The sequence below is a fragment of the Vibrio maritimus genome (genome assembly GCF_021441885.1).
GTDB classification, from domain to species: Bacteria; Pseudomonadota; Gammaproteobacteria; order Enterobacterales; family Vibrionaceae; genus Vibrio; species Vibrio maritimus_B.
In genome coordinates this window covers 1,241,539-1,267,106 of record NZ_CP090438.1, presented here as the reverse complement: position 1 = coordinate 1,267,106, position 25,568 = coordinate 1,241,539, and the positions used below count along the sequence as shown (strand labels likewise).

The following is a 25,568-nucleotide window of genomic DNA, read 5'->3' as shown; positions in this document are numbered from 1 at the left end:
ACACCAATAGGAGCAGCCCTTTTTTATTGATAATTGCTTTTCGAAGACAATCGCTAATTCAGTGACAGTGTGACACCCGAGTACTCGCGATAGCCTCGCAACATTACGTGATAGGTCGTATTCGCTTCAGCGTTGATAGAGCACGTTTCAGAGTTACCGTTGCGATATGGTCGACAATCGTAGCTTGAAGTAGTCGGTTTACTGCCTTTCTGTACGTAGAGATCGGCATCTCCTGCACCACCTTCGATAGCAACCGTGACAGTTGCACTGCTCTCAAGTTTGAAGGTGTAGTAGTCGGTGCTGTTGTATGCACCGTTAAGACCTGTAATTGGCTGTCCAAGCTTAAGCTCATTGCCCGGTGTTGGCGTTGTTACCCCACAGCTAGCGTCCACACCTACTTCAGCAAAGGCTTTTACAACATCGTCGCGGTTAAACGACAAATCATCCGCAGCTTTTGCCACACCGCAACCACCTTGGTCAAAGGTACTGTTCGCTCCCCAATACATTTGGTTCGCCAGAGTAAACACCTGAAAACCCGATTTGATATCCCAGTTGTATTTGGTGCTCAGCAAATAAAATGCTCGATTGAAGACACCACTCGAATAGTGAACATTGATGCCATCATAGTATTGCGACGCATCATCAATACTTTTGCCATCCTTTGACGGCTGGTCAAAGTAACGAAGGCCACCATCCCCTTTGAAGATATCCGCACCCACTATCCAGTCGACGCTGCCACGCATGTAATACTCCGCCGCTTCACCCGCGATATCCGAGTAGGCTTCATTCATACCACCCGACATGTCTTTGTAAACCAAGCCTGAGTTCTGCTCGGTGAAGCCATGACTGACTTCATGGGCACTGACGTTAATATCCACCAATGGGTAAAAACGATTTTGTCCATCTCCGAAAGTCATCGACGAGCCATTCCAGAACGCATTCTCGTAGTTACTTCCGTAATGAACACGCATCGTTAGCTGAAAGGTCAAGGGGGCCGTTTGCATCCAGTCTTGGAACATATCAAACACCACATTACCGAAGTACTGAGCATCGTTTATTGGCGAGTAGGCACCATTAACTGTCTTGTAATCGTTGTAGTTGGTTGAATCGTTACAGGTATAGCTGAACGCCGTCGAGCCTGAGGTCGCACCGTTAAGGTTGACTGTTTTTACGTTCTCATTCGACATCGTGCAGGTGTTACCCGACTTATTCATTAAAATAGACGGGAAGTCCTGTCCGAAGTAATACGCGCCAGTTTTACTGTTTCCACCGGGTCCCGTTGCAAGAGCGTGGTTAATGCCATCCCAAGAGTCCAAGATCGCCCCAGACTCTGCATCGACAAACATAAACGGTCGCTCTGGCGAGTCACCTGCCACAAAAAAATCGACCAGATACACCATACGTGCAACTTGGTCCTCTCCGACTCTCACCATGAGTTTCGAATGGCGATTTTCAATATCTGGTTTATCGCTGGTCACTGCGCTATGCACTGTAAAATGATGACGCTCTGCAAGCTCTAACGCTTCATCGCTGGAAATGTTTGGTTTGACCACGGGTAAATCACTCGCTAGCCCTTGAGCCATCACACCATATACTTCAGAGATACCCTGCTCTCCTTTGGTCGATGTAATTGTTGCATCATAGACCGGCACCCCCTGATAGAGCTGCTGGTATTTCACCTTAGTCTTGCCATTTGGCAAAGTAACGCGTTTGATCTCTGTGTAAGCATCGGCTTGAGGGACGATACTAAACTGCGCGTCGATAAGCGCTTGTGCCTTAGTGGCATCGGTCATTTCAACAAGCTCTGCTGCATTTACCGACATAGCCATGGCTATACTCGACGTTCCAATAAGCCACCTAGCTTGACGTGTTACATTGTTCATTCTGAAATCCTTGAATATTATTGATATAATTAATACTTATAATTCAATCGGTTAACCAACATCCGATTGAAGTAAAAACATATGCAACATATCTGCAACAAACAAGAATAGAGCAAAAACTCGGTTATTAACATTTCGTAAACATTTACAGGCGCTATTCTATCAATAGCTGCTGCATTCTGGTGCAATTGACGTGCTAGATAATAGTAATAATGAAAACTGTGTTACTGCTTCCAGCCTCCTATTACCGTTTTATGCTGCGAGGACTTTTCGATACACTACAGCGATATTCTATAAAAAGGCTTAGCTCAACCAATGAAGCAACTACTCGACTTTATTCCCCTGATTATTTTCTTTGTCTTGTACAAGATGCAGGATATTTACGTGGCGACAGGGGCGTTAATCATAGCCACTGCCGTTCAAATAGGTGTGACCTACCTTCTGTACAAGAAGATAGAAAAAATGCAACTCATTACGTTTGCTATGGTGGCAGTGTTCGGCGGCATGACCATCTTCTTCCATGATGACAACTTCATTAAGTGGAAAGTCACCATTGTTTATGCACTGTTCGCCATCGCACTCGCAGTCACTCATGCAATGGGGCGTGGCTTGATCAAAGGTATGTTGGGCAAAGAGCTAACCTTACCGGATAGTGTCTGGGCAAAAGTGAATTACGCATGGGTCGGCTTCTTCTCATTTTGCGCTGGTCTGAATATTTACGTCGCGTACTCATTGCCACTTGATGTGTGGGTCAACTTCAAAGTGTTTGGGCTGCTCATCGCGACTCTACTTTTTACTGTCTTTACTGGCATTTACATCTATAAGCACATGCCGAAAGAGCAAGCCGACGAAGACACCAAAAATGAGAACCAAGATCATACGTCTTGATCAGCGCCGGATCTTTTGTATACTCCGCGAAAGACTAAGAATCAGCGACCTACGGGTCGCTGTGCTGTTTCTGGAAAATTATAATCATGACAAATACAACATCGAACACTCCCAAAGGCCAACTAATCACTCGCACATTAGCGATGCCGGAAAACACCAATGCCAATGGTGATATTTTCGGTGGTTGGATCATGTCTCAGCTTGACCTTGCTGGCGGTATCCTTGCCAAGGAAATTTCACTTGGACGCATCGTTACCGTTTCTGTTTCAGGCATCACCTTTAAGCACCCGGTTAAAGTCGGTGACGTGGTTTGCTGTTATGGCGAGTGTACTCGCATCGGTAATACATCAATGTCCATCAACCTTGATGTTTGGGTGAAACCCGTCAGCGTTGAGGGTGTTGGTGAGCGTTATCAGGTCTGCGAAGCCACCTTTAACTATGTAGCAATCGATGCAGATGGGCGCCCACGTCCAATTAATCCAAATTAAGCGACACCTAACGATGACTTTTCATCGAAAAAATGACATCTTATTAGGACGAATTTAAGTTACTGAACTATTTGAAGGATACAAATATGTGGTACGTTATTTTTTCTCAAGATGTCGAGAACTCGCTAGAAAAGCGTCTGAGTGTACGCCCACAGCACCTAGAAAGACTTCAAGCGCTACGTGATGAAGGTCGTCTTCTGACCGCAGGTCCAATGCCAGCTATTGATAGTGAGAACCCAGGTGAAGCGGGTTTCACTGGCTCAACGGTCATCGCAGAATTTGAATCGCTTGCAGCGGCTCAGGCATGGGCTGACGCTGATCCATACATTGAAGCTGGCGTTTACGAAAATGTCATCGTCAAACCATTCAAGAAAGTACTTTAATAGCGATAAGAAGCACAATGAAAAATAAACTAAGTTGGCTAGCAATTGCCGCACTCACCGTGCTGGCGGGTTGTTCGAGCACAGGTGAAGACGAGCGCCGTAAACTCGAGCTTTTAGCGCAAAGTCGCGCCAGTGTGATTTCTTCTGGTTTGCCTATTGAGCAGGGCCCGCTGTCGATCATGAAAGCATCAGCAAACAAAGGCGTGGTTGAAATTATGATGCTCTACAATACTGATGCTAAAGGCGCTTTGTCATTAGATCAGCTTCTTCGCAACAGTATGAACTATTACTGTACAGACCGCGAAGTGAAAGCGAATCTCGATTTAGGGCTCGCTTACCGCATCATGATCCGCAACACGCGTGGTCAGTTGATGATCGACCAAATGGTGACTCAGCAGTACTGTAGTCAGCCGCTTCCTAACTAAAGCGATAACTCAATTCCACTAAAGAGGCTTGCATATGCAAGCCTCTTTTTTTATCGGTCATCCATTTTTCACGCCTTTCAATTAAGCCTAAAAACTATTTTTCACAATGAGGGAGTAACAATCCGCGAGCTCTCTTCGTACTGCGTTTCCTCCCCATTTCTTATTTGATGATAAAAAGTGAGCTTTTGCACAATTCCGATAACCCACACCAATTGAGGGGTTATTTATGATTTAAATCAAGTCAAAGGATACCACTAAAGGAGTAGCGTAGAGATAGAAAATAAAATGACACAATTATTAATAAGTGCTTATGAAAATAAAGAAAAGACACATTCTAGTCGTTGCTACCCTCGGTATCTTAGTTGGCTGGCTCTCGCTGGGCGGTACAGCTGCAATCATGCACAAAACCTCCAGTACCGAGTTTTGCTTATCTTGTCACTCAATGCAGATTCCTTACGAGGAATACCAAGGCTCTATCCACTTCACTAACGCAAAAGGCATCAGAGCTGAGTGTTCTGACTGCCATATTCCTACCGACCCCGTTGATTACGTCATCACGAAAATCCGTGCCACTAAAGATATCTACCACGAGTTTGTCACTGGCAAGATTGACGATGAAGACAAGTATGAAGCTCATCGTATGGAAATGGCTGAAGCAGTATGGGCCCAGCTTCGTGCCAATGATTCCGCTACTTGCCGTTCATGCCACTCTTTCGATGCCATGGACAGCTACGAGCAATCTGAAGACGCCGCGAAGATGCATGAGTATGGCATTGCCAATAACCAAACCTGCATCGATTGCCATAAAGGTGTTGCCCACTTCGCACCAGAGCCAGAGCTCGACAGCGAGGCATACAATCGCGTCGTCGCTCAAACTGAAAGCACGGCAGCTGACGCTTCGACCGTGTATTCAGTTGCGAAAATCGACCTTGATGAACTCGGCAGCATTAACCCAGCGGTTGAGATGACGGTTAAATCAACACAAGACAATGCTCGCAATATAGAGATCTCTGGTTACCAAATGAAAGGCGCCGAACAAGTGCTTTACATGGGTCGTGGACAGAGAAACATTATTGCCATGCTAAGTGATGCAGGCCAGCAAGCTCTTACTGTAGGCGAGTTTGAGGCTGACGAGTATGGCAACGAATGGCGCACAGCAACATTGGCAGCAGTCATCGAGGCACCGGTATTAGGTAGTCCGGAGCCACTTTGGAGCTACGCAGAAGAGCTAGATAACGTCTACTGCGCAACCTGTCACGCCAAGATCCCTGCCAACCACTTTACCGTCAACGCCTGGGGTCCCGTTGCTAAAGGCATGGGGGACAGAACGGATATCTCAGCTCTGGATCTCGAGATTCTTACCAAATTCTTCCAAAACCACGCAAAAGACGTGGCTGGTCACTAAAACAATAAGGAAAGAGATATGACAGATATTACTCGTCGTGGATTCCTCAAAGGCTCAAGCATGGCTGCTGGCGCTTTGGCGTTTACCTCCCTCACTCCCCTATCTGCAGTTGCTGCCTCCAAGCGAGGCTCTGGTGTATTAACAGCAGGTCGCATGGGACCAATGTTATGTGAAGTCAAAGATGGCAAGCTGGTCGCTAGTAAGAATGCGCTCGCGCAAACAGTACCCAATAGCCTACAGACTACTGGCCCTGATCAGGTTTACACTAAGGCTCGAATCAAATACCCGATGGTACGTAAAGGCTATCTCGACAATCCAGCAGCACCATCTGGTGAGCGCGGCAAAGATGAGTATGTGCGTGTGTCTTGGGATGACGCCTACAAACTCATTCACGAACAACATATGCGCATTCGTCAGGCGAATGGGCCAGAATCCATCTTTGCCGGCTCCTATGGTTGGCGCTCTTCCGGTGTACTTCATAAGGCACAGACCTTACTTCAGCGCTATATGAGTATGGCTGGTGGATATTCTGGTCACCTAGGTGACTACTCCACGGGTGCTGCACAGGTCATCATGCCTCATGTGATGGGCTCTATTGAGGTTTATGAGCAGCAAACAACACACCCTATGGTGCTTGAGCACAGCGACGTTGTTGTACTTTGGGGTATGAACCCTCTCAATACACTTAAGATCGCTTGGAGCTCAACGGACTGCTCTGGTCTTGAGTTCTTCCACCAGCTTAAGAAGTCGGGCAAGACGGTCATCGCGATTGACCCAATGCGCTCTGAGACCATCGACTTCTTCGAAGACAAGATCCAGTGGATCGCTCCACGTCCAATGACTGATGTCGCTATGCTGATGGGTATCGCACATACACTGGTTAAGAATGGCAAGCACGATAAAGCCTTCTTGGATAAATACACGACGGGCTACGATCAGTTCGAAGCGTATCTGCTAGGTAAAGAAGATGGTGTCGAAAAAACCTCTGAGTGGGCTGCCGATATCACTGGAGTGCCTGCGAAACAGATTGAACTTCTCGCAGAAATCTTTAGCTCAAACCGCACCATGTTAATGGCCGGCTGGGGTATTCAGCGTCAGCAATTTGGTGAGCAGCGCCACTGGATGATTGCTACTCTTGCAGCAATGCTTGGACAGATTGGCCTCCCAGGTGGTGGTTTTGGCTTCTCTTATCACTATTCTAATGGTGGCAACCCTACTCGAGATGCAGGTGTATTACCGGCAATTTCAGCATCTATCGGTGGTGGTTCCTCTGCGGGTAATGATTGGGCAGTCTCCGGTGCCGTTAACTCATTCCCGGTAGCTCGAATCGTCGAAGCTCTGGAAAACCCAGGTCAAAAATATCAGCACAATGGGCATGAAAAAACCTTCCCTGAAATCAAAATGATTTGGTGGGCTGGCGGTGCTAACTTTACTCACCACCAAGACACCAACCGTCTGATCAAAGCGTGGCAAAAGCCAGAGTTGATCGTGATTTCAGAGATCTATTGGACTGCGGCTGCTAAGCATGCCGATATTGTGTTGCCTATTACCACGTCATTCGAGCGTAACGATATGACCATGACCGGCGACTACAGTAACCAGCACTTAGTGCCTATGAAACAAGTCGTCGAGCCTCAAGGCGAAGCTCGTAATGACTTCGATGTATTTGCCGATATGGCTGAGATGATCAAAGCCGGCGGTCGCGATGTGTATACCGAAGGCAAATCTGAGATGGACTGGCTCAAAGGCTTCTATGAAGCGGCGCAAAAAGGCGGACGTGCTGCACGCGTTCGTATGCCTAACTTCGGTAAGTTCTGGGATGACAATGAACTCATTGAGATGAAGTTTAATAAGAAAGCTGCGGCATTCGTCCGCCATGCTGACTTTAGAGCTGACCCAGTGATGAACCCGTTAGGTACGCCAAGTGGTAAGATCGAGATATATTCGAAGACCATCGAAGGCTATGGATACAAAGATTGTCCAGCGCACCCTACCTGGATGGAACCAACGGAATTCTTCGGCTCTGCAAAAGAAGGTGAGTTACAGCTAATGACGGCTCACGCTGCACATCGTCTACATAGCCAATTTAACTATGCCAAACTACGTGAAGAGTACGCGATTGCCGACCGTGAACCGATTTCGATCAACACCGAGGATGCAAAAGCTCGTGGTATCCAAAGTGGTGATTTAGTTCGTGCGTTTAACGATCGTGGTCAAGTTCTTGTGGGTGCTCTGGTCACAGACGGCATTAAGCAAGGCTCCGTGTGTATTCACGAAGGTGGCTGGCCAGATCTGGACCCAGAGACGGGTATGTGTCGCAACGGTGGTGCTAACGTGCTCACAAGTGACATCCCTACCTCGCGCTTAGCTAACGGCTGTGCGGCTAACTCCGCCTTGGTGCGTATCGAAAAATACACGGGCAAAGTACCGGGGCTTATGGCTTTCACACCGCCTAAGAATGCGTAGCCAGAAATAGAAAAAGACCGAAGTGCGCTAGCCTCGGTCTGAACAAACGACAAACCCCACTTTTTAAAGTGGGGTTCTTTTTTGGGTATGAGTAAACAAATACCGTTTATTACAATAGACGCTCTCGCAAGTTCTTCGCAGCTTGCACTAGATTAGTTAGTGACGCCTCCGTTTCTTCCCAGTTACGAGTTTTAAGACCACAATCTGGATTCACCCAAAGTCTTTCGACTGGAATACGCTTTGCCGCCTTCTCAATAAGCTGCTCTATCCACTCCACTTTAGGAATGTTTGGTGAGTGGATGTCATACACACCAGGACCAATCTCATTCGGATAGTTAAACTCTTCAAACGCGTTCAGTAGCTCCATGTTTGAACGCGAGGTTTCGATGGTAATCACATCCGCATCCAGCTCAGCGACCGATTCAATGATCTCGTTGAACTCGCTGTAACACATATGAGTGTGGATCTGTGTTTCTGGTCGTGCACTTGCTGCTGATACTTTGAACGCGTTCACTGCCCAATCAAGGTACTCTTTGTGATCACGTTGTTTTAGAGGTAGACCCTCACGAATCGCTGGCTCATCAATCTGGATGATATTGATGTTTGCGTTTTGCAGTGCATCTACTTCGTCTTGCAGCGCCAATGCCAACTGGTTCGCAATCGTCTCACGGGTGACATCTTCTCGAGGGAAGGTCCAGCAGAGAATCGTCACAGGTCCTGTCAGCATGCCCTTCATTGGCTTATCAGTCAGAGACTGTGCATAGGTCGACCAATCAACGGTAATCGGCTTATCTCGCTCAATATCTGCGACAACAATCGCTGGTTTCACGCAGCGTGAACCATAACTTTGTACCCAACCAAACTCCGTAGTTTGAAAGCCTGATAAGTTCTCGGCAAAGTACTCCACCATGTCGTTGCGCTCCGCTTCACCATGAACCAGAACATCAAGGCCGGTCGCTTCTTGGCGCTCAACGGTATCTTTGATAAAGCCTTTCATTAGTGACTCGTATTCAGCAACACCGATATCACCACGCTTGAACGCCGCACGGCTCTTACGCACCTCAGCAGTTTGAGGGAACGAACCAATAGTCGTCGTTGGCAACTTAGGAAGTTTTAACACCTCTTGCTGGTGATGAGCACGCTCGATGTATGCGGCACTGCGGTCGCCACTCGTTTCAGTAAGTGCAGCCACTCGTTTTTGTACTTGCGGTTTGTTTACCCATGCAGAGCGAGCGCGGTCTAGAATTGGCTGACTATATTGGGCACAGTATTCTATAGCTTCACGTTCACCATCCAGAGCTTTTGCTAGCCACGACACTTCCGATACTTTTTGCTTCGCAAACGAGAACCAGTTTTTCGTGCCTTCTGGAAGCTTAGTTTCATGTTCAACGTTCACCGGGCTATGCAGAAGCGAACAAGACGAGGCTACCCATAGCCTTTCACCCAACTGCTCCTTAATTGGCTTGAGTGTTTGCAGTGCACTATGCAGATTAGCACGCCACACATTTCGACCATTGATGATACCCGCAGACAACACCCACTCACCCGGTAGCCGTTCCACGACAGAATCCAGCTGTGCTGGCGCTGCAGCGATATCGATATGAAGACCATCAACGTCGAGCTCAATAATCTTATCCAGTGAATCGACGACAGAATCAAAGTAGGTTGTCAGTAGTACTTTCACATCGCTACGAATCACTTGATAAGCGAGTTTGAAGCTATCTAACCAGGCTTTGTCCAACTCCAATGCCAAAATAGGTTCATCAACCTGTACCCACTCGATGCCTAGTTTTTCAAACTTAGCGAAAATTGCTTGGTAGGCAGTAAGAAGTCTTGGAAGCAGTGACAAACGGTCGAACCCTTCTTCCACCTCTTTGCCCAGATACAAGTAGCTCAGGGGACCTAGTAGTACTGGTTTTACTTTGTGTCCTTGCTGCTGAGCCTCGTTAATTTCATCAAACAGCTGTGTCCAGCTCACTTTAAACTGATCATCAGACGAGAACTCAGGGACTATGTAGTGGTAGTTGGTGTTGAACCATTTCGTCATGTCCGACGCTGCCTCACCTGCACAGCCACAATTTGACTGAGACTGACCGCGACCAATTCGAAACAGGGTATCTAGATCTGGGAAGCCCTTATTGTGGCGTTTAGGCACGTGACCTAGTAACAAACTCGTACCTAATACATGGTCATACCAAGCAAAGTCCCCTGCTGTTACAAAGTCGAGGCCATCTTGCTGTTGGCGTACCCAGTTCTCGTTACGGATTGTCGCCGCGACTTCCTTTAAGCCGTTTTGGTCTAGCTCACCGCGCCAGTATTTCTCTAGGGCGAACTTAAGCTCACGTTTTTCACCAATGCGTGGGTAACCAAGAATGTGCGTTGCTGTCATAGTATTGTCCTTTTATTTTTCGTTAGCAGTCTGGATGGCTAAAGCATCTCTCAACCGCACAACATGAACAATCGCAATTCATTCACCATAAATATGAAGGATTCTCATGAAAGAAGAATTTCTCATTTAGACGTCTAGACGTTTACATATCCTAAAAATCACGGTAAGTTAATGAAAAGGGATTAAGGATGAGGGAATTTCATGATTGAGTTAAAGCACTTAAAAACGCTCGCGTCGCTGCGGGACACTGGTTCATTAACAGCAACGGCGACTTCATTACACTTGACGCAATCGGCGTTGTCTCACCAATTAAAAGATCTTGAAGCTCGTATCGGATCCCAACTTTTTATTCGCAAAACTCGTCCGGTGAAGTTTACTTCTGAGGGTGAGATCCTTCTTAACTTAGCCAATGAGGTTCTGCCTAGAATCGCTCAAGCAGAAGGCGACCTTGCGGGGTTAAAAGAAGATGTGAATGGCAGACTTCATATGGCGATAGACTGTCACTCCTGTTTTCAATGGCTCATGCCTGCCCTTAAGGAATACCAACTCGCATGGCCCCATGTCGAACTCGACTTTTCTTCTGGTTTTGGGTTTGAACCACTCCCTGCGTTAGTCGGTGGTGAGTTAGATCTCGTGATCACCTCAGACATCCAACCTCGATCTGAAGTGCATTATGAACCTTTATTTGATTTCGAGATGCGCTTAGTTACTTCCCTATCCCATCCATTAGCCGAAAAAGAATATATTGAGCCAGAGGATTTGGCGGACCAAACTTTACTTACCTATCCAGTACAAAAGCAGCGACTCGACGTGGTTAAACACTTTCTAACGCCAGCAGGAATTGAGCCCAACAGATGGAAACAGGCGGACAATACACTCATGCTGGTTCAGATGGTTTCCGCAGGTTTGGGGGTCGCTGCATTGCCGAATTGGGCAGTTAGTGAGTTTTCACGTCAAGGGTTAATTACCAGTCGCCCGCTGGGTGATGGTTTGTGGCGACGTTTATTCGCCGCGGTTCGAAATGGTGAGAAAGATAAGCACTATTTACAAGCGTTTTTTGGGACTGCGCGAGCACAGTGTCAACAGCATTTGGAAGGGATTAAAGTGGCTTAAGGGAGGCAGTTTGGCTCCTCCCCTTGTAAGCGGCGCACGTAGCTGGGAGGGGTGTAAACGCGATGGCTAAATCTAGCTTCAGGCGCTAACTGTTAGTCCGCTTTACCCCCTCTAGCTCCCCCTACATTAGGGGGAGAACAGAAGGCTAGCTCCTATCGTCGCATTTGCCTTTTCGTAAGCTTAGCGGCAGCGAGATTATAGCTCCTCCCCTTGCTAAGGGGAGGCTGGGAGGGGTGAAACGCGGAGGCTAAATCTAGCTTCAGACGCTAACTGTTAGTCCGCTTTACCCCCTCTAGCTCCCCCTATATAGGGGGAGAACAGAAGGCTAGTTCCTATCGTCACATCGCCTGTTTAGTGAGCTACGCGAAGCGAGCTTATAGCTCCTCCCCTTGCTAAGGGGAGGCTGGGAGGGGTGGAACGCGGAGCTTGAATCTAGCTTCAATCGCTAACTGTTAGTCCGCTTTACCCCCTCTAGCTCCCCCTATATTATGGGGAGAACAGAAGGCTAGCTCCTATCGTCGCATCGCCTGTTTAGTGAGCTACGCGATAGCGAGCACTGGCTCCTCCCCTTACTAAGGGGAGGCTGGGAGGGGTGAAACGCAGAGTCTGAATCTAGCTTCAATCGCCAACGGTCAATCCGCGTTACCCCCTCTAGCTCCCCCTATATTAAAGGGAGAACACAAGGCTAGTTCCCACCTTCGCATCGCCAAACTACGGACTCACAACCCCAAAACAAACCAACACCTCTGGCTCTTCCGGACTATTCTTGTAAACCACTTCTTTCGTACTCTCTACCTCAAACTCTGGCCAATGATTCGTAAAGTGTGAAAACGCATTCTCACTACACCCAGCGCCTTCAGCACCAAGCAAAAATGCACCTTCAGCCTCGATTTGTTCTGCAGAGATATTGCGATTATAGATATTCGGCAGCGTCTCGTTATCCCAAGGGTTGGTCACCATAGGGTGAGGCGCGATGTAGAAGGTTAGCCACTCTGCCAAACCAGAACCTCCAACCAACTTAAGCGGCTTATCAGAATGCTCATACCAATACTGTTCAGCTTCATGGCTTAACGTCTTAAAGCCCGAGAAATACTGACCCGCATTGCGCACGTTAAACACCATCACCGAGCTATACCCGACGATCATCAAAAGCCCCATGAAGAACAGAACCTTGAAAGCGCGAGACAGCGAGCCAATCACCTCTTTCTTTAAAAACGCCACCAGTACGGCTGGCGCTGGCATAAAGAACGGGTGAAGCCACTCTACTAGTCGACCACCAGCATGGAACGAAAACCAAGCCATAATCACGACAAGGGGTGCAAACAAAACAAAAGCCGTTAGCCACACCTTCTCTGGCACTTGTTTCGTAAAGCGCAAACCACGTTTGCCCAATAGCCCAGCCAAAAGAATCAGCGGATAGAATACCGAAAGCAACGCTAACCAACTTCCCGGGCTAAGCTGAGCCGCAACTTGGCTCCCTACCCACTTCACCGAAGAAAAGTTGTTTGCGAACATCCAAAAGAAGTTCGGAGTCACCAAAGCAAGGAATGCGACAATCCCAATATAGAAATTACGGTCACGCCAAAAACGACGAACGCTCGGTACAGTCAGGCTCAAGATAAATACCATGGCTACGGGTGCAAATGTCGAGTACTTCGCCATGGCAGATAAGCCCGCTAATACCCCAAACGCAATCCACCATCTCGAGTCTTCATATACCGCTTTGACAAACAGTAGCAAGATCCAAGACCAAGAGCCAAACAACAAAAAGTTGTCGTTATAAGGAATCGCATCAAAGTTGATAACACCAGACAAGTTAAGCGTCAGCATACCAAGCCAGGCAAACGCGACGGAATCTGTCAGCTTATAAGCGAGGCGATAGCAGCCAAGCATGCCCGCGGCAACAACGAAGAAGTGTCCAACATACCAATGCGCAGAAGAAAACTCAGGCGAAGGTGACAACAAAAGGATGCGCGCCACAACCCCAACCAACCAAGGGTTCTTTGGACTACCCAACTCACCATTGCTTGCCCAGTTTAATGCCTCGATGGCATCGTAAGGCACAGCAGGATCGAGATTATAGGACACCAACGACCACGCGATTGCGTAGACGAAACACCAGATGGCGGCCGCTCGATGTGAGCGTGCAACATCATTCGTTGACGTTGGATGTTGATCAAAGTGAAGAATGGTAGACAGCATAGACTCCCTTGGACTCGGTCAATTTCAGGGGTTTGGCGGCAAACTCTACTGAGGTTAAGCGGTGCAGAAAAGACCGCTACGTCAATTCTCTGTAAAATCCCAAACAATTCATAAACTTGAATTATTAGTGCCGATATAGAAAGAAATAGTCTATATATTTAATCCGTCAAGGGGTGTAATGCTTTGTATTGAAAGTGGGGAGTTTGAAGGAGTTCGAGGGAGATGTGCCCCTCGAACTAGACAATCACTTATCGTTTTAGATAGTGCTTGTATGAATAAGTATTCGGTTTGAAGTAGAGTTTGGTGTACTCAAATATACTGCCGTCTTTCAGCTTACCCGTCGAGAGCAATCGAATGATCGGCACATCGGAGGGTATTTCAAATACCTCGCATAAATGGCTATCTGGCATCACGGCTTCAAAATCTTGTAGCGCGCCATCGATCTGTAGGCCGAGATCTTTTTCAAGATACTGATACTTAGAACCTTGTAGCGACATGATGTTCATTTGTGGGAACATCGCAACCGGCATATAGGAGTCTTCATAGATAGATGGCACACCATTAATCAGCTTAAAGCGGCGAATGAAATAGACCTTCTCATCCATACCAATCTTTAGCGCAGCAGCCACATCTTCATCAGGATCTGCCAGGGTAAACTCGACCACCTTGTACTCAAGCGTCGACCCTGCATCACTCATATATTCACTGGTACTGCGTAGGTTCGACATAGAACCTGTCATGGTTTTGCCGATAATTGTCGAGCCTGCGCCCTGACGTTTTTCGACTAAGCCGAGCTTAACCAATTCTTCGATGGCTTTTCGCACCGTGATGCGACTAACGGAATACGCATCGATAAGGTCTCGCTCGGTAGGAAGCGTGTCACCAATGGCAAACTCTTCCGAATCAATGCGGGACTTAAGGTCCTGCATTACCTTTTTATATAACATTTTCTCACCTCGTAGCTGCCAAGCTATCACCACCCTAAATACAAATCAATAACCAATTAAGCCATATCCGTCACAACTTCCTCACCACAGACTAAAAACATCCTATATAGGTGTCTTTTTATGCCTCAAATCACATATTTGGTGCTTTATTTGTACTCAATCACACTTTATTCATTATATATTTGTCATGTTTATTTTTCAGGCGTAACGTTAATGGTGTCGAAAGACAACGAGAAACAAAAAAGTTATTACATCAATAAATAACAAAACCAATAACAAAAAGGACCCTTCCATGTTAAGTGCTATCCAACGCTTAGGTGGAGCAATGTTTACCCCAGTTTTGCTGTTCCCTTTTGTCGGGATTTTAGTGGGACTAACCATTGTTCTAAAAAACCCCATCTTTGTAGGCGATCTCGCCGATAAAGACGGTCTGTACTATCAAATTCTGCAAGTCATTGAAGAAGGTGGCTGGACTATCTTCCGCAATATGGCACTTCTGTTTGCAGTTGGCCTGCCAATCGGTCTTGCAAAAACCGCTCACGCTCGAGCTGTTATGGTCGTAATGGTCTCTTATCTCACCTTCAACTACTTTGTTGGTGCAATGGGTGGATTCTGGGGCGAGTTCTTTGGCGTTGACTTCTCTCAAGCTATTGGCGGCACGTCTGGACTGACTGAAATTGCAGGTATTAAGACGCTAGATACCGGTATCTTTGGTGCCATCATTATCTCTGGCTTTGTTACCTGGATTCACAACCGCACGTTTGAAAAACAGCTACCAACGTACTTAGGTATTTTCCAAGGTGCCTCATTCGTAGCGATGATCTCATTCTTCGCAATGCTACCAGCAGCTTGGCTTACGCTTTATATCTGGCCTTCTATCCAGCATGGCATCTTAAACCTACAAGGCTTCTTAGTAAGCTCAGGTTCATTCGGTGTTTGGCTATACACATTCTTAGAACGAATTTTGATTCCAACAGGTCTGCACCACTTTGTTTACGCCCCATTTGTCTACGGTAACGTCGCGACACCAAACGGCATCGTTGTTGACTGGTTTACTAACCTAGAGACCTTTACTCAATCTGCGCAATCGATGAAAGATCTTTTCCCTGCTGGCGGCTTTGCTCTGCACGGCAACTCTAAGATCTTCGGCTGTACAGGTATTGCACTAGCGATGTACCACACTGCTAAACCAGAAAATCGTAAGAAAGTCGCTGCGCTGCTTATTCCAGCAACACTTACAGCGGTATTGGTGGGAATTACAGAGCCATTAGAGTTTACCTTCCTATTCATTGCACCTTGGCTGTTCGCTATCCATGCGATTCTAGCGGGTACCATGGCAATGGTGATGTATACCTTCGGCGTTGTCGGCAACATGGGTGGCGGTCTGATTGAGTTCGCAACCGGCAACTGGATTCCGCTGCTTGGCAACCACACCAGCATGGTCATTACACAAATTGCTATCGGTCTATGTTTCACAGCTATCTACTACGTGACTTTTAAGTACCTTATCGTCAAGTTCGACGTGCCAATCGCTGGTCGTGGCGAGGCTGAAATGAAGCTACACACCAAACAAGACTTCAATGAAAAGCACGGTATTACAGGTAAAGGCGCAGCGGCAGGTGCAACACCTCTACAAATCCAAGCCGTAGAGACAATCGAAGGCTTAGGCGGCGTACACAACATCGAAGACCTAAGTAACTGCGCAACAAGGCTTCGCGTCACGGTCAAAGACCCAAGCAAAGTGATGTCAGCAGAGTACTTTATGGAAACCGGCGCCGTGAACATCGTCAAAAACGGCAAGGCCATTCAAGTGATTATCGGTCTGAATGTCCCACAACTTAGAGAAGAGTGCGAAAAAATATATAGCGCTTCAAAGACCGTGGACATGGCACTCAGTCCAGCAACCTAAACAACTCCACAACTAACAACGTTTTTAATAATAAAGGGCGGAAAGTTTGCCGCCCTAGTCCAAGTGAGGCATATCATGAAACAAGAATTCTCAGTAGTTATCGCAGGCGGCGGCTCAACTTTCACTCCAGGTATCGTAATGATGCTGCTTGAAAACCAAGAGCGTTTCCCAATCCGCAAGCTGAAATTCTATGACAACTTTGCTCAGCGCCAAGAAACCATCGCTGAAGCATGCAGAATCTTACTGAAAGAACGCGCTCCACATATCGAGTTCTCTTACACCACTGACCCAGAAGAAGCGTTCACTGACATCGACTTCTGTATGGCACACATTCGCGCAGGTCTTTATGCAATGCGCGAGCAAGACGAGAAAATCCCTCTACGTCATGGCTGTGTTGGTCAAGAAACCTGTGGTGCTGGCGGAGTGGCTTACGGCTTGCGCTCTATCCCTGCCGTGATAGAGATGATCGACTACATGGAGAAATACTCTCCAAACGCATGGATGCTGAATTACTCAAACCCAGCCGCTATCGTTGCTGAAGCGTGCCGTGTGATGCGTCCAAACTCCAAAGTACTGAATATCTGTGACATGCCAATCGGCATCGAGACTCGCATCGCTGAGATCCTTGGTTACGACGACCGCAAACAGTTCGACATCATGTACTACGGTCTAAACCACTTCGGTTGGTGGAAAGAATTTAAAGATGCGAAGACAGGTGAAGACTTAATGCCACGCATCAAAGAGTACATCAAAGAGAACGGCTACCTACCACCAAGCGCGATGAATGGTGCTCAGCATACTGATGAGTCTTGGAAAGAAACCTTTATCAAGGTTCGCGATGTGTACGCACTCGACCCAGAAACCATTCCAAACACGTACCTCAAGTACTACATGTACCCAGACTACGTGGTTGAGCACTCAAACAAAGAGTTCACCCGCGCCAACGAAGTCATGGAAGGTCGTGAGAAAGAAGTATTCACCGAGTGCCACCGCATTATCGCAGCAGGTACAGCTGTGGATACCACTATCGAAGTGGAAGAGCACGCCTCTTACATTGTTGACCTAGCCACTGCTATCGCCTTCAACACCAAAGAGCGCATGCTGCTTATCGTTCCAAACAACGGCGCTATCAGTAACTTCGACCCAACCGCCATGGTAGAAATCCCATGTATCGTTGACAACACAGGTGCGAAACCACTGCAAATTGGCGCGATCCCTGAGTTCCAAAAAGGCATGATGAACCAACAAGTTTCGGTTGAGAAGCTGGTCGTGGAAGCACACGTAGAAGGCTCTTACCAAAAACTTTGGCAAGCACTAACTCTATCAGCAACCATCCCAAGCGCGACCGTTGCGAAAGCGATTTTGGATGACCTGATTGAAGCGAATAAAGAGTATTGGGTTGAAATGAAGTAATTGGTGTTTAGCCAGTTTCACTAACTCAAATTTATCGTCACCCCTGCGCAGGCAGGGGTCTTCTATAAGCGCATACCAAGCCTTAAGTAGATTCCTGCCTGCGCAGGAATGACGGTGTTGATGGTTTTGGTGTACCCAAATAGTCGTCCCCCCTGCGCAGGCAGGGGTCTTCTACAAGCGTGCACCAGGCCTCAAGTAGATTCCTGCCTGCGCAGGAATGACGGAGGTTTTTAGTGTCATAACAATTAAAAAGGTATTGACCGGGCTCATAGGTAACAATTCTAACCGGGCACAAAGCCTCTAGTAGATTCCTGTCTACACAGGAATGACAGTGTTAGTGGTTCTAACCCCAAACGACCAATTCTTTGGTCACTTTACGGAGCAACATCCATGTTGAGTATTACCACACTCGGCTACATTGCAGCGCTGTGCACAACGTGTTCTTTTGTCCCACAAGTGCTGCACATTCTTAAAACCCGTGATACGCAATCGATATCACTCGCCATGTATTCCATCTTTGTCAACGGGGTCGCCCTTTGGTTAATCTACGGTCTACTGGTTATCGACTTGCCTATCATCATTGCTAATGCGATTACTCTGATACTCGCGTCAATCATCCTGATACTCAAAGTCAAAGATGTCACCACCAGCAAACACAACAGCCTCCCTAATCCCGCGCTTGATAAAGCGTGACCTCCAAGCCAAGCGCCCCCAGCTTGGCTTTTTTCATTCTCAAACTCTTGAACTGTACAACAGTTTGTATAGGTGTCATGGCGCTATAGTTTCTGCAATTCAAACACTTATAAAAAACAAGGATACGTCATGTTGTCTTATTCTCTTCGTACCTCAATCATAGCGATCTCTATCGCCGCCTCTTGTAGTGCGATCGCATCTCAAGAAGCGCCCGTGACACCAGAAGATACCTTTCCGAGCACACAAGCGTGGCTAACACACGCAAAACAAGGGCTCGCTCCCTACTGGATGCATGAAGCCGCGCAAGGTGTGCCCGTTGGCAACTTTCCAACCTTTCGCTGTGATAACGGAGAGTTATTAGACGTATCCGATGTCTGCCCAGAGCTGCAACACGGCTGGATCACCCCTCACTTTGGACGCGAATACACGCGTATGAAATCACGTCAAACCTACGCTTATGGCGTTCTATTTCATCTTACCGGCGATGTTAAAGCGCTCGAACTTGCCAAGGACGGAGCTTACTACCTCATTGACCAACTTCAAGACACCGAGAACGGTGGCTTTATTTCATTTACCGAAGACGATAAGCCGGGTCTAAAGTGGACACAGCGCACCTCTCAAGACCAAGCTTATGCTCTTGTGGGTCTTGCCATGTATTACTACCTAACCCGCGATCCTAAGGTAGAAAAAGCGCTCATCGAGCAGCAAGCATTCATATTTGATAAATACAAACTCAGCGACGACGTTGGCTTAGCCTGGGTATTAGAAGATGGTGATGAGCAAAGCGCCAAACAACACGAACTCGTCGCGCAGCTTGATCAAATCAATGGCTACATGCTCCTAGTCGCTCCCCTACTCCCCGAACCTCACAAAGCCAAATGGCTAGCGGACCTCGAGTGGCTAACGCAAATCTTGGTCAATGATTACCACTCTGATGATGAGCAGCGATTCTACGGAGCCATTCACCACAAAGCTGTCATGCAGCCTAACGCTAAACACAATGACTTCGGTCATACGATTAAAGCGTACTGGATGACATACCTCACCGCTCAGCTACTCGATAAACCGGAATGGGAAACCTTCGCTAAGCAAGGTATGGAAGTGACGCTACAAAGAGCTCAGTACAACATGCCATTTGAATATGTCGCCGATTACTTCCCCAAAGAGCAGCAAGAAGCGTTAAAAGGAACCACCATCCCAACATGGCAAAGCAGACCAAATAGTGGTGGCGCCTCTTCTTGGGAATGGGCAGAGCTTGACCAAGCGGCTATGACGCTCTCTATGGATGCCGGAAAAGTCAAAGCACCACTTGGTTATACCACCACGGGCTTTATGGATGTGTGGGTTGACCATAAGTATGGCGGTGTGGGTCTGAACCCTAAATCGACTAAAGCGTTCCATTGGGGAAATGGTTATCACCAATTTGAACACGCGCTCATTGGCACGTTGGCATCCGGTTCACTCAATCACAACCCAGTGACCCTTTATTACGCGGTTAACGATGAGTCACAACCAAGCTTCACGCCATACTATTACCAAGGCAAAGTGAACAAGACTACATCGCTCAATAATGGCAAGGTTCAGGCGGTGAGCTTCAGTGACATCACACCTTAGCTTTGAGACATAAGAGCTGAAGTTATGTCAATAAGGTAAGAAAATCGAAGAAACGGGCAGGAATCACTTGGTTTCAAAGGCATAACCTGCGACAATCCGCCCGTTATTCACCCTTGATTACAGATGGTCAATTATGCAAATCTTAGTACGCAACCTATCTCGCGAAACCACAGAGCACGATGTACGTCTTCAGTTCCGTGAGTACGGTCGAGTTACCGAATGCACACTAGTACTAGACAAAGAGACAGGAAAGTCTAAGGGCTTCGCTTTTGTAACCATGCCAGACGCAGAAGAAGCAAAGGTAGCAATTAAAGAGCTAAACCTAACCATGTTTGGTGGCAGCAAGATCCGCGTTAAGTTCGCCGGTCACTAATCTTCTAGGTCAAGTTGCCTAATATGGCTAGCTAACTCGCTTAGCCATTAAGCTAGAAAACACCAACCATTACGGTTGGTGTTTTAGTTTGTGGCTATACGAAATCCGCTATGCTTCAGCGACTAGGCGTGAACCGCCCCCTTCTCGCGAGCATCCGCGTACGCTTTTTTGATCACATCCGCTATCTTTTCTGCAATCATAATCGTTGGCGCATTGGTATTTCCCCCGACCAAGGTTGGCATTACCGACGCATCGACCACTCTTAGGTTTTCTAATCCATAGACCGATAGCTCATTGTCCACAACAGCTAATGGGTCTTGCTCAGTGCCCATTTTACAGGTACCAATTGGGTGGTACTGGGTATCAGCGCGATTGCGAATATCTTGCTCTATCGCCTCATCGTCATTTGGGTCGACAGGATAAAAGCAATCCCCGCGAACCTCATCAAACGCTGCGCTGTTAAGCATTTGATATTGCTTCTTCCATCCTTTAATCATGACCGCCATATCGTCAGGGTCTTTAAAGAAAGCGGGATCAATCTGCGGAGCATCATACGGGTCAGCGCTATTGAGCTTCACCGTCCCAGTACTTTTGGGTCTTAGCAAGGTGACATGGGAGCTAAAACCATGGCTGGCATGAATTTTTCTCGCATGATCGTCCACCACTGCCACCACAAACACAAACTCCAAATCGGGTACCGACACGCTTTCATCTGAGCATAAAAAACCGATACCCTCAGCAAAGTTACTGCTCAGCTTGCCTTCACGCTGTCTGAGCCATTTCGGCAATGCTTTGGACATTTCTGCCGCCATCTGCAGCGACACCCCAAACGTATCTCGCTTCGCTGAGCATTTATAGCTGTGCACCAAATCGATGTGGTCTTGCAAGTTCTCCCCAACGCCCGGTAGCTCGTGTACCTGCTCAATACCGTGCTCATCGAGTTCCGCTTTCGCGCCCACACCGGACAGCTTGAGGATCTGCGGCGAGCCAAATGCCCCAGCACTTAAAATCACTTCTCGATTGCAGAAAATCCGAAAGCGCTGATCTTTCAATCCATACTCAACACCCACTGCACGCTTGCCCTCAAACAAGACCTTGTGCGTAGTCGCTTTGGTCAGCACAGTTAGATTAGGTCGGTGAAGATTCGGCGTCAGGTAAGCCTTTGCTGCGCTGCATCGCTCGCCATTTCTCTGCGTGACTTGCGTTTGCATCGCACCAAGTTGCTCGGCTCCATTCACATCTGGGTTTCTTGGTACGCCAATTGATTCACAGGCATCGAGATAGCGCTCAACCATCTCACTCGGTGAGCGCAGGTCCGCTACATTGAGCGGCCCACCTTGACCGTGATACTCATCGTTTAAGACTTCGTTATTCTCAGCCTTTTTAAAGTAAGGCAGACATTGCTCATAGTCCCAGCCAGTGTTTCCTAATGAAGCCCAAAGGTCATAATCGTAACGGTGCCCACGCGCATACATCATGGCATTGATCGAGCTCGACCCACCAAGGGTTTTACCTCGCGGTTGATAGCCCTTACGCCCATTCAATCCAGGCTGAGGCACGGTCTCAAAACCCCAGTTGTTTATCTTGGTCGGCATCATGACCACACAGCCAACAGGCGTGTGAATAAATGGGCTTGAGTCTTTGCCGCCTGCCTCTAGTAAGCAGACTGAAACAGATGGGTCTTCGGATAAACGTGAGGCAAGCACACACCCAGCTGAGCCGCCGCCAACAATAATAAAATCATAGCGATCCATTGCTGATCTCCTCTGCAACGGTTTTGACGATATCTAGAGGATGCAACTCTCGCTTAAGGATCTTGCCCGTTGCTGTCATCGGAAGCGATGAGCGAATGAAAACGCGACGCGGATATTTGTAGTCTGCCAATTGGCTTTTACACCATGCGACCAGAGTTTCCCCGTCGCAACTTGAAGTCTCATGGAGCACCACGTGCGCGTGTATCTCTTCTCCTAGTCTTTCATCATGTCCCCCAACCACTGCAACCATCTCGACATCCGGATGGCACATCAATACCTCTTCGATTTCTCGTGGATAGACGTTGTAGCCGCCGCGAATGATCATATCTTTGACGCGATCAACAATGAACAAATTACCGTGCTCATCCAGACGTCCAATGTCACCTGTTAAAAACCAACCGTATCGAATCGACTCAGCAGTCGCTTCTGCTCGTCCATAGTAGCCCTTCATCACACTTGGGCTCTTAATGCACACCTCGCCTAGTTCGCCACCAGCTAACGTATTACCCTGAACATCGGTAATCTTGATCATATGACCACACAAAGGCTGTCCAACACTGCCCGGCAGCCTATCGCTATCGATATGATTAAAGGTGGCGACAGGTGCGGTTTCCGACAATCCATAGCCTTCCAAAACAGGCAGTTCAAATCGTGATTCAAACTGGCGAATCACTTCCACTGGCATAGACGCCCCACCCGACACACCTAGCCTCAAGCTGTGTTTAACTTGCTCCGATTGCTCTGGTGACTGCTCGCCAGCGCTAAGCAGTGCAATGTACATGGTTGGCACTCCAGCAAAGACACTCACCTTATGCGAGATGATCTGCTCGATTACCAGCTTGGGCTCAAAGCGCGGGATCAGCACCATAGTCGAGCCGGTTAACACGCTAGCATTCATCATCACGGTTTGACCAAAACTGTGGAATAAAGGTAGGGTCAACATCGTGGTGTCGCTGTACTCAAGACGCATCAAATACTGAGACGCCATGGCATTGGTCAGCATATTAGTATGAGAAAGCTCTGCCCCCTTTGGTTGCCCAGTGGTACCAGAGGTATAGAGAATAACGGCGGTGTCATCACCTTGCCTTGCGATGGATTCAAACGGCTGTGGTGATGCCTCTAGCCAGGTCTCGAGTGCATGCTCAGCATTCGTTGATGCAAGCATAGGGATAAAGTGCTCACAGTGCGGTGCCTGAGCAAAGCCAATTCTTTCATACTGCTCCTCGGCACTGGTTTGCGGCGCTTCAAAACAGAAATACGCTTTGGCATCTGAGTCATTCAAGTGATAAGCAATTTCTCGACTCTTGAATAGAGTATTGAGGGGGACTACCACGCATCCAGCTTTCAAAATGCCGTAATACGCAATGGGGAAATAGGTCATATTGGGGCACGATAGCGCCACTTTATCACCCGGTACTAAGCCAAGTTTTACTAAGTGGTGAGCCACAATGTTTGCGTAGTCGTCCAACTGCTGATAACTCACGTCATCGGTGCCCATTTTAAGTGCGGCTTTGGTAGGGAAAAGCGCAGCACTTCGCTCTAGATTAACGGCGAGGTTGTGCATCTTAGGTCTCCTTTTGGGGTGTACGACGCCAGCCCTCGCTGGCGTCTCGAAGATTCTTGTAAGACGAAGGGTTGAATGTGTTATTGGATAAAACTGAGCTGTCGCTAACTGCGTTTGTTCAGACTCGGATCTGGCTTGCCGACAAAGACGCGTACGACCAGCTTCTGAACCCAGGTGCCGTAAGGGGGAGAGAACAGTTGAATCGGGAACCAGCCGCGCATCTGCAATACTGAACGGGCATGACTTAGCTCTCGAAAGCCCTCTTCGCCATGATAGTTACCGATACCCGAGTTACCCACGCCGCCAAACGGCACCGAGTGGTTAAGCACGTGCCAGCCCCAGTCATTGATAGTGACACCGCCGCTATGAGTTTGCTCTAACACATGCTCACGCAACTCTTTATCGTGACTAAACAGGTAACATGCGAGCGGTCTTGGGCGCTCTGTGATGTACTCAACCACATCATCGATGTCTCGATAGCCATGGACAGGCAGTAGCGGACCAAATATCTCTTCCTGACAAATACGCATGTCGGGGGTCAGATTGGTCGCCACATAAAGCGGTGTTTTGCGCCCTTCTCCATCCGATAAACATTGAGTGATGGTTGCGCCTTTCTGCTTGGCGTCGTCAAGCAGTTCATTGAATCTTTGATGCTGAGCCTCATCCACCAGCGAGGTGTAGTCAGCATTTCCCTTGATGTCACGGTACATCGCAATATGGCTCTGCTTTAACGCCTCAACAAACTCGGTCACTTTAGACTCGGGAACAAACGCGTAATCAGGCGCAATACAGATCTGCCCAGAGTTAAAGCCTTTGCCATGAGCAATGCGGCTCGCTGCTGTTTGAATATCGTAATCGTCAAACACAATAACTGGAGATTTACCGCCGAGCTCAAGCGTGACCGGCGTTAGATTCGCAGCCGCGTTGGCCATAATAAGTTTTCCACTGGCTGGTGAGCCGGTGAAAACCAGATGATCAAAAGGAAGATGCGAGATCTCCATGGCCTCTGGATGACTACCATCGACGATTCGAACCAGATCCGTTGGGTAGATCTCTGCCAACATGCGCTTCAGCACCTTAGTGGTTGCTGGGCAGTTTGGAGGCATCTTGATCATACATCGATTACCCGCCGCCAACGCGGTGATCATAGGTCCTAGGGATAGATAGAGTGGGAAGTTCCAAGGGCAGATAATGCCAACCACCCCTTTTGGCTGATAACGGACCTCCAACTTGTTGCCCTTGAAGAGCCATTCCGTCGGGCGACGCTGCGATTTCATCCAGCCTTTAAGGTGGCTTAGCACGTGTTTGATATCGAGAACCGGCGCTAACACATCCGCCATGATGGACTCCGTATGGCTGCGTCCGCCAAAATCGTCACTCATCGCCTCTGCCAACACATCTTGGTAGCGAGTCAATTGCGTTTTAAGAGCTTGTAAACGCTGCTTTCTTATCGCAAGACTTGGGTTTGTCTCTTGTTGATATGCCTGTTTAAGCTCGGAAAACCACGTCGATAATTCACTCAACTCTGGAGCATTACATTCAACCAAGTTACTTTTTGACCAATCAATCATTTCGCTCATTTATTTTTCCCGCATGCCATTTTGCTCAATTACAACATTCTGATAACATCAATCACAGGTTGCATAGAGACAAAAAGCG

The 25,568-nt window shown here is 47.8% G+C and carries 19 protein-coding genes; 12 read left to right on the top strand and 7 right to left on the bottom strand.

Annotation, left to right across the window (positions count from 1 at the left end; genetic code table 11):
* Positions 1-53: 53 nt before the first annotated feature.
* Positions 54-1,883, bottom strand: coding sequence for a M4 family metallopeptidase (locus LY387_RS05795; protein ID WP_234495633.1), 1,830 nt, complete (start codon positions 1,881-1,883; stop codon positions 54-56).
* Between the two features lie 315 nt (positions 1,884-2,198).
* On the opposite strand from LY387_RS05795, the gene LY387_RS05790 reads away from it, so the two are divergent.
* The 6 genes from LY387_RS05790 to LY387_RS05765 all read left to right on the top strand — a co-directional run bounded on the left by LY387_RS05790 (position 2,199) and on the right by LY387_RS05765 (position 7,938).
* A complete protein-coding gene (locus tag LY387_RS05790; protein WP_234495632.1) occupies positions 2,199-2,771 on the top strand; it encodes a septation protein A in 573 nt (190 codons plus the stop codon).
* A gap of 86 nt (positions 2,772-2,857) precedes the next feature.
* Positions 2,858-3,259, top strand: coding sequence for an acyl-CoA thioester hydrolase YciA (yciA, locus tag LY387_RS05785; protein WP_234495631.1), 402 nt, complete (start codon positions 2,858-2,860; stop codon positions 3,257-3,259).
* 86 nt (positions 3,260-3,345) lie between these two features.
* Positions 3,346-3,642 (top strand): YciI family protein, encoded by a 297-nt coding sequence (locus LY387_RS05780; RefSeq protein WP_234495630.1) that lies wholly within the window; start codon positions 3,346-3,348, stop codon positions 3,640-3,642.
* A gap of 17 nt (positions 3,643-3,659) precedes the next feature.
* Entirely contained in the window at positions 3,660-4,067 is a 408-nt protein-coding gene (locus tag LY387_RS05775) for a GspS/AspS pilotin family protein (RefSeq protein ID WP_234495629.1), read from the top strand.
* A 310-nt stretch (positions 4,068-4,377) separates the two neighbouring features.
* Positions 4,378-5,472: a NapC/NirT family cytochrome c gene (locus LY387_RS05770; protein WP_234495628.1), complete on the top strand. Its 1,095-nt coding sequence runs from the start codon at positions 4,378-4,380 to the stop codon at positions 5,470-5,472.
* A gap of 18 nt (positions 5,473-5,490) precedes the next feature.
* Complete coding sequence (locus tag LY387_RS05765) at positions 5,491-7,938, top strand: trimethylamine-N-oxide reductase 2 (RefSeq protein ID WP_234495627.1); 2,448 nt, start codon at positions 5,491-5,493, stop codon at positions 7,936-7,938.
* 109 nt (positions 7,939-8,047) lie between these two features.
* Here LY387_RS05765 and metE read toward each other — a convergent pair whose 3' ends face one another.
* On the bottom strand, positions 8,048-10,327 hold the full coding sequence (gene metE, locus LY387_RS05760; RefSeq protein WP_234495626.1) for a 5-methyltetrahydropteroyltriglutamate--homocysteine S-methyltransferase: 2,280 nt from the start codon (positions 10,325-10,327) through the stop codon (positions 8,048-8,050).
* 201 nt (positions 10,328-10,528) lie between these two features.
* Between metE and metR the strand changes: the two genes are divergently transcribed.
* Complete coding sequence (metR, locus tag LY387_RS05755; protein WP_128648543.1) at positions 10,529-11,440, top strand: HTH-type transcriptional regulator MetR; 912 nt, start codon at positions 10,529-10,531, stop codon at positions 11,438-11,440.
* Positions 11,441-12,151: 711 nt separating this feature from the next.
* On the opposite strand, the gene LY387_RS05750 is transcribed toward metR, so the two are convergent.
* Both LY387_RS05750 and LY387_RS05745 read right to left on the bottom strand, forming a co-directional pair.
* On the bottom strand, positions 12,152-13,642 hold the full coding sequence (locus tag LY387_RS05750; RefSeq protein ID WP_234495625.1) for an ArnT family glycosyltransferase: 1,491 nt from the start codon (positions 13,640-13,642) through the stop codon (positions 12,152-12,154).
* Positions 13,643-13,890: 248 nt separating this feature from the next.
* On the bottom strand, positions 13,891-14,589 hold the full coding sequence (locus LY387_RS05745) for a GntR family transcriptional regulator (protein WP_234495624.1): 699 nt from the start codon (positions 14,587-14,589) through the stop codon (positions 13,891-13,893).
* Positions 14,590-14,881: 292 nt separating this feature from the next.
* Between LY387_RS05745 and LY387_RS05740 the strand changes: the two genes are divergently transcribed.
* The 5 genes from LY387_RS05740 to LY387_RS05720 all read left to right on the top strand — a co-directional run bounded on the left by LY387_RS05740 (position 14,882) and on the right by LY387_RS05720 (position 20,591).
* Complete coding sequence (locus tag LY387_RS05740; protein ID WP_234495623.1) at positions 14,882-16,498, top strand: alpha-glucoside-specific PTS transporter subunit IIBC; 1,617 nt, start codon at positions 14,882-14,884, stop codon at positions 16,496-16,498.
* 75 nt (positions 16,499-16,573) lie between these two features.
* Positions 16,574-17,911 carry a 6-phospho-alpha-glucosidase gene (locus LY387_RS05735; RefSeq protein ID WP_042472166.1) on the top strand — a complete coding sequence of 446 codons (1,338 nt, stop codon included), beginning with the start codon at positions 16,574-16,576 and terminating at the stop codon, positions 17,909-17,911.
* Between the two features lie 390 nt (positions 17,912-18,301).
* The gene (locus LY387_RS05730; RefSeq protein ID WP_234495622.1) at positions 18,302-18,604 is read left to right on the top strand and encodes a SemiSWEET transporter; all 303 of its coding nucleotides are present in this window, start codon (positions 18,302-18,304) and stop codon (positions 18,602-18,604) included.
* Between the two features lie 129 nt (positions 18,605-18,733).
* A complete protein-coding gene (locus LY387_RS05725; protein WP_419153423.1) occupies positions 18,734-20,218 on the top strand; it encodes an N-acylglucosamine 2-epimerase in 1,485 nt (494 codons plus the stop codon).
* Between the two features lie 133 nt (positions 20,219-20,351).
* Positions 20,352-20,591 (top strand): RNA recognition motif domain-containing protein, encoded by a 240-nt coding sequence (locus LY387_RS05720; RefSeq protein ID WP_042472161.1) that lies wholly within the window; start codon positions 20,352-20,354, stop codon positions 20,589-20,591.
* A gap of 122 nt (positions 20,592-20,713) precedes the next feature.
* On the opposite strand, the gene LY387_RS05715 is transcribed toward LY387_RS05720, so the two are convergent.
* From LY387_RS05715 to LY387_RS05705, 3 genes are all read right to left on the bottom strand, one after another.
* Entirely contained in the window at positions 20,714-22,345 is a 1,632-nt protein-coding gene (locus LY387_RS05715; RefSeq protein WP_234495621.1) for a GMC family oxidoreductase, read from the bottom strand.
* Entirely contained in the window at positions 22,332-23,909 is a 1,578-nt protein-coding gene (locus LY387_RS05710) for a long-chain-fatty-acid--CoA ligase (RefSeq protein WP_234495620.1), read from the bottom strand. Before LY387_RS05710 ends, LY387_RS05715 begins: the two co-directional genes overlap by 14 nt.
* Positions 23,910-24,013: 104 nt before the next feature.
* Positions 24,014-25,480, bottom strand: a complete 1,467-nt coding sequence (locus tag LY387_RS05705; RefSeq protein ID WP_419153442.1) for a coniferyl aldehyde dehydrogenase — start codon at positions 25,478-25,480, stop codon at positions 24,014-24,016.
* Positions 25,481-25,568 lie beyond the last annotated feature (88 nt).